This is a genomic window from Catenibacterium sp. CAG:290, assembly GCF_000437715.1.
Classification (GTDB): domain Bacteria; phylum Bacillota_I; class Bacilli_A; order Erysipelotrichales; family Coprobacillaceae; genus Catenibacterium; species Catenibacterium mitsuoka_A.
This window is the reverse complement of the sequence record NZ_FR898793.1, coordinates 1-5,160: the sequence shown is the minus strand read 5'-3', so window position 1 is coordinate 5,160 and position 5,160 is coordinate 1. Positions and strand designations below refer to the sequence as shown.

Here is a 5,160-nt window from a genome sequence, read left to right as displayed (position 1 = left end):
CTTGATAGCTGTCAATTCTTAACTTAATGACATTGGGCGGTGCCTGCTTTTAAATTATTTCGAAATGCTTTAATGCATTATATAAACCATCTTCATCGATATCATCTGTGACATAGTCTGCAGCTTTCTTAACATCATCCCCTGCATTACCCATTGCGACAGAAATTTCTGTATAGTCAAACATATCAATATCATTTTTGCCATCACCAAAAGACATTGTTTCACTTTGATCAATAGAATAATACTTTAATACTTCATGAATACCATTCTGTTTACCACCTGTCGCAGGAATGATGTCCACTGCCTGAGGGTTCCATTGTGTTTCTTTACAATGAGGCATAAGTTCCTTAATTTCTTTTAATCTTTCATCATTTGTATCATAAGGAATTACATGATAAATAGGATGTGTATAACCTCTATGAATATCTCCTAATTCTGGTAGTGGTGTAGAAATAGCTTTCTGTACTTTTTCTACAACTTCATTATTAAAGTTGATATACATGAGTTCATCTTCTACAAATATGCAGGGCATATGGTTTGTGTCCACATAATTGATGATGTTGTTGATGTCTGTTTGTTCAATAGGAAGTCCATAAATCATTCCATCTTTATTGAAACAATACTGTCCGTTTAAAGTGATACAGGCATCAAATTCTAAATCCTGTATAGGAAGATCTCTCATCTCACTTAAATGTCTTCCTGTCGCAACAAATGTAAGTATACCTTTCTCTTTTAATAGTCTTAATGCTTCTTTAGTAGATTCTGGAACACTATAAGTGTTATGTGAAAGTAATGTTCCATCAATATCAAAGAAAATTGCTTTTATCATATTTCATCCTCCTCGTCTTATTTATCATACTAAAAAAAGTTCCAAAATGGAACTTTTACATGAAACTACTAAAATCATGATTAATGATTTCTTTACAAGAGAAGATTCCATCTTCATACGTACATACAAAGATAGCGCAGTTCTTAATACCCTTCTTATAGTGAGCTACATTATATTCTTCAAAGTTTTTAATAAAGTTGGCACAAGCAGCTCCATGAGATACAACAAGGACATTATCACCTTTTGTATTTTCCATGATTTCTGTGATAGTCTTTACAACTCTTTTTTGTACTTCATCCTGTGATTCTCCACCATAAGTTTTAAAGTAATCTAGATAAGGAAATGGTGGATTAAGACATTCATCTTTTCCTTCAAAGACACCAAAGTTCATTTCTTTTAATCCCTTTAAACGTGTATAAGGCATATTATGATGTGTCACTATTTCAAGTGTATCACTTGCTCTTTCACTTGTGCTGCAATAAGCATCATCAAGCTGAATATGATTGTCATCAAACCATTTTCCAGCCACTTCTGCCTGTTTAATTCCAATTTCTGTAAGAGGTGCATCACACCATCCCTGAATCTTATGCTGTAAATTAAATAAAGTCTGTCCATGACGCATTAAATAAAGTGTTTTCATTGTAATTTCTCCTTTATATTTGTACAATAAAATTATAAAACATGGTAGTTACTACCGTGCAAGAAAAAAGGAGTATTTCTTATGTATACAATGAAAGAAGTTTGTCAGATTGTTGGATGGAGCTATGAAACATTAAAATATTATTGTAAAGAAGGGCTTATTCCTAATGTAAAGAGAGATAAGAATAACTATCGTGTCTTTGATGAAAATAATATAGAATGGATCAAGGGCTTACAGTGTTTAAAGAAATGTGGAATGAGTTTAAAGGATATGCACATGTATCTTGATTATTGTATGCAAGGTCCTGTTTCTATTCCTGAGCGTGTAGATATGCTCAATGAGACAAAAGAAGATCTAGAAAGAAGACTATCAGAAATACAAGAATCTTTAGACTATATTGAACAGAAGAAAGAACTCTATAGAGATATGCAGGAAGGTAAGAAGCCTTATGTAAGTTATGTATATCATGTAGAGAATTAGGTGATACTATGATAGGTACAGTAGATTTTAATATGATTCTAGAATTGAATCGTTTCTTGAAGAAAGAAGGGTATGATTATTCTGTTCATTCTATTGGTGGATGTGCAAGTTGTGGTCTTAATTTGAGATGTGAGGGAGAAGAAAGTGATTTAGAAGATGTGATGAAGGTTATAAATGACTTTCTTAAGAAGAAGTGGTTAAAGGCTGTCCCTAGTTTAGAAGATTCCTATACTCTTGGTATCATCTCTACATTTCATAAGGAGGTCAAGTGATGTTTCAGTTAAACTATCAAAGTCATAAATCTGTCTATGAACAGATTGTAGACAATATTAAGGAACAGATTATGACAGGTGTATTAAAAGAAAATACTCAATTACCAACAGTAAGAGAACTCTCTCAACTATTAACAATTAATCCTCATACAGTTCAAAAAGCATTTCAGACATTGGACCAGGAAGGCTATATTTATACAATTGCGAATAAAGGTACTTTTGTATCATCAAGAAAACATGTAAAGATAGATGAACAGAAAGTCGATGATATGATTCAGGCGATTGTAGAAAGTTATAAAGAATTAATCCACATGGGTATGACTCAAGATGAAATACATAATAAGATTTTAGAATATATGAAAGGGAACCCTCATGATTAAAGTAAAAGACTTATATAAAGTGATTGATGGTGAGGTTGTCCTTGATCATCTCAATATGCAGGTAGAAGAAGGATCTATCTATGGTTTGATTGGTCCTAATGGAGCAGGTAAAACAACACTCATTAGACATCTGGTGGGTGTCTTAAAACAAGATGCAGGAAAGATTTTTATAGAATCACAGCCTGTTTATGAAAATATAGAAATAAAAAGAAAGATAGGCTATATTTCTGATGAGATGTATTTCATAGAAACAAACTTAGAAAGAAATGCGAAAGTCTATACAGACCTTTATCCATCATGGAATCAAGAAAAATTTGAAAAACTCTACAAAACATTTAAATTAAATCCTACAAAGAAGATACAGACATTCTCTAAAGGAATGAGAAAACAAGCATCATTTTGTTTAATTATGTCTACAATGCCTAAATATCTTATTTTAGATGAACCTATAGATGGATTAGATCCAATCGCAAGAAAATTAGTTTGGAAATATATTATTGATGATGTTGCCCAAAGGAATCTAACAGTTCTTATTTCTTCTCACAACTTAAAAGAATTAGAAGGGATAGTGGATCATGTAGGTATATTGTATAAAGGTAAGATTATGAAGGAATTTGATTTAGAATATATTCAAACGCATATTCATAAAATACAGGTTTCATTTGGAGATAAAGAAGTTCATTTAGATGATTTAAATATTGCGTATCAGGAGGAAAGAGGTTCAGTAAAAATATTGATTATTGAAGACTCTCTTTCTAATATTAGAAAGGTTATAGGAGATCAATCTCCGCTTATCTTTGATATACTTCCTTTAAGTCTGGAAGAACTCTTTATATATGAAGTAGGGGGAGAAGATGATGATGTCCAAAAACTCATATTTTAATAAAACTTTCTTTAAAAACCTTATGAAACGGTTCTGGATCATTGGTTTAGGGATGATGGTATCCTATGTTTTATTATATCTTTATCCTATCTACCAGGGTGCAAGTTCAGAGGGGTATCAATACTATGCAGCATATCTCAAGGGATCTTATTTTATAGGTAATCTTATTATCTCTACTATTGCGATACTTACAAGTGTGGCTTTACTCTATTTCTATCATAACCGTACAGCCTCTACAATTATTCATTCTATGCCTATTAAAAGATCAGAGCTCTATTGGACATCTTTTATTGCAGGAATGATTTTAATGTTTGTACCTCTTATTCTTACAACAGGGATACTCATATTCTATGGTAAAACAATTCCTTTATATTATAGAGAACTTTCAATCAACCATTGTCTGAGCTGGTTTTTGATTCAAAGTGCACTCATATTCTTTGCGTATGGCATTACACAATTCTGTGGTATTATCACGGGTAATCTCTATACACATTGTATATTAGGAGTATTTTTTAATAGTTTACCTTGGCTTAGTTCACAGTTTTTTACTATTCTTAAATCAGCCTTTACTTATGGTGTAGAAGAACCTTCTGTCGCTTTTGAGAACTATTCTACTGCCTTCAATTATGTATTAAATCTAGAAAAATGGCTCACATTACGTACTATTGCTTATTTGACTATTTATATTGCGATAGGTATCAGTTTAGTCTTTATTGCCTACTTCATTTATAAACGTGTTAAATTAGAATACATTGGTTCTTCTGTTGTTTTTGACCGTTTAAAAGATATAGTTGTCATTATAGGGACTCTTGTACTCTCTTCATTTGTGACATTCTTATTTATATCCAATGAAACATCTATTCATACAATGCGTATCACTTTTGTGATTATAGGTATCATTGATTCATTTATAGGTTACTATATTTCAAGAATGATTGCAGATATGACACTTTATGTCTTTAATAAGAAGAACTTTAAGAAGTTTATCATCTATCTTGTGGTCTTCTCACTCATGTGCGTCTTCTTTGTATTTGATATCACAGATGAAGAAAATAAGATTCCAAAAACAGGTACTGTATCTTATGTGACATTCAGTTCTGATTATTCAGGTAATCAGGATGTTAAACTGAATGATTCAGATACAATAGATATAATTCATGATATACATAAAGATATCTTAAAAGCACCACATAACTCTAATGATTCTTCTCATTATTTCAACATTACTTATCATCTCGTAGATGGTAAAACACTCACACGTTCCTACAACATATCACAGGAGTGCTTCGATAAATATGTGAAGAATGATATGAAGTCTCTTTATACAAATGTCTCTTATATGAATCAGATTTTTAGAAATATGCATTGGGTAGAAGTATCTGTTATGAACTATAAAGATGATACAATGGACGATACAGTCTATTTAAAAGAAGATGACTTTAGAGGTTTGAAATATGCCTTAAGAAAGGACTATGAAACTCTTTCGATGGATACTATTTCAGACGCAATTAATAACTATAAATATAGTATTGAAGTCATTAATGATGCAGATTATGTACTCACTTTCTATATTAATAAGGATTTTGAGAATACAGTGACATACTTTAAAAAGAGAGGTTATAAATTAGTGGCGAAAAACTCATAGGCTTGCCTATGGGATGAAAGCCACATAATTT

The 5,160-nt window shown here is 31.4% G+C and carries 7 protein-coding genes; 5 read left to right on the top strand and 2 right to left on the bottom strand.

Translation table 11 applies throughout. The features are described from left to right. Positions 1–49: 49 nt before the first annotated feature. Together QVO42_RS03625 and QVO42_RS03620 are read right to left on the bottom strand one after the other, a co-directional pair. Complete coding sequence (locus tag QVO42_RS03625) at positions 50–829, bottom strand: Cof-type HAD-IIB family hydrolase (protein ID WP_022424815.1); 780 nt, start codon at positions 827–829, stop codon at positions 50–52. A 55-nt stretch (positions 830–884) separates the two neighbouring features. Continuing rightward, the gene (locus tag QVO42_RS03620; protein WP_022424814.1) at positions 885–1,469 is read right to left on the bottom strand and encodes a histidine phosphatase family protein; all 585 of its coding nucleotides are present in this window, start codon (positions 1,467–1,469) and stop codon (positions 885–887) included. An 81-nt stretch (positions 1,470–1,550) separates the two neighbouring features. Here QVO42_RS03620 and QVO42_RS03615 point away from each other — a divergent pair, with 81 nt between their 5' ends. Genes QVO42_RS03615 through QVO42_RS03595 form a run of 5 tightly spaced genes read left to right on the top strand, consistent with a single transcriptional unit; the run spans position 1,551 to position 5,129 of the window. Further along, positions 1,551–1,949, top strand: a complete 399-nt coding sequence (locus QVO42_RS03615) for a MerR family transcriptional regulator (RefSeq protein WP_022424813.1) — start codon at positions 1,551–1,553, stop codon at positions 1,947–1,949. An 8-nt stretch (positions 1,950–1,957) separates the two neighbouring features. After that, the gene (locus tag QVO42_RS03610) at positions 1,958–2,221 is read left to right on the top strand and encodes an RDAC family protein (protein WP_022424812.1); all 264 of its coding nucleotides are present in this window, start codon (positions 1,958–1,960) and stop codon (positions 2,219–2,221) included. After that, a complete protein-coding gene (locus QVO42_RS03605; RefSeq protein WP_022424811.1) occupies positions 2,221–2,601 on the top strand; it encodes a GntR family transcriptional regulator in 381 nt (126 codons plus the stop codon). The genes QVO42_RS03610 and QVO42_RS03605 overlap by 1 nt, the downstream gene beginning before the upstream one ends. Continuing rightward, positions 2,594–3,484 carry an ABC transporter ATP-binding protein gene (locus QVO42_RS03600; protein ID WP_022424810.1) on the top strand — a complete coding sequence of 297 codons (891 nt, stop codon included), beginning with the start codon at positions 2,594–2,596 and terminating at the stop codon, positions 3,482–3,484. The genes QVO42_RS03605 and QVO42_RS03600 overlap by 8 nt, the downstream gene beginning before the upstream one ends. Further along, positions 3,456–5,129, top strand: a complete 1,674-nt coding sequence (locus tag QVO42_RS03595; protein ID WP_288163743.1) for a hypothetical protein — start codon at positions 3,456–3,458, stop codon at positions 5,127–5,129. Before QVO42_RS03600 ends, QVO42_RS03595 begins: the two co-directional genes overlap by 29 nt. The last annotated feature ends 31 nt before the right edge of the window (positions 5,130–5,160 follow it).

Excerpts from the sequence above, each read along its gene's own strand:
- QVO42_RS03605 (WP_022424811.1), top strand. The coding sequence starts at position 2,221 with ATGTTTCAGTTAAACTATCAAAGTCATAAATCTGTCTATGAACAGATT.
- QVO42_RS03595 (WP_288163743.1), top strand. The coding sequence starts at position 3,456 with ATGATGATGTCCAAAAACTCATATTTTAATAAAACTTTCTTTAAAAAC.
- QVO42_RS03625 (WP_022424815.1), bottom strand. The coding sequence starts at position 829 with ATGATAAAAGCAATTTTCTTTGATATTGATGGAACATTACTTTCACAT.
- QVO42_RS03610 (WP_022424812.1), top strand. The coding sequence starts at position 1,958 with ATGATAGGTACAGTAGATTTTAATATGATTCTAGAATTGAATCGTTTC.
- QVO42_RS03615 (WP_022424813.1), top strand. The coding sequence starts at position 1,551 with ATGTATACAATGAAAGAAGTTTGTCAGATTGTTGGATGGAGCTATGAA.
- QVO42_RS03600 (WP_022424810.1), top strand. The coding sequence starts at position 2,594 with ATGATTAAAGTAAAAGACTTATATAAAGTGATTGATGGTGAGGTTGTC.
- QVO42_RS03620 (WP_022424814.1), bottom strand. The coding sequence starts at position 1,469 with ATGAAAACACTTTATTTAATGCGTCATGGACAGACTTTATTTAATTTA.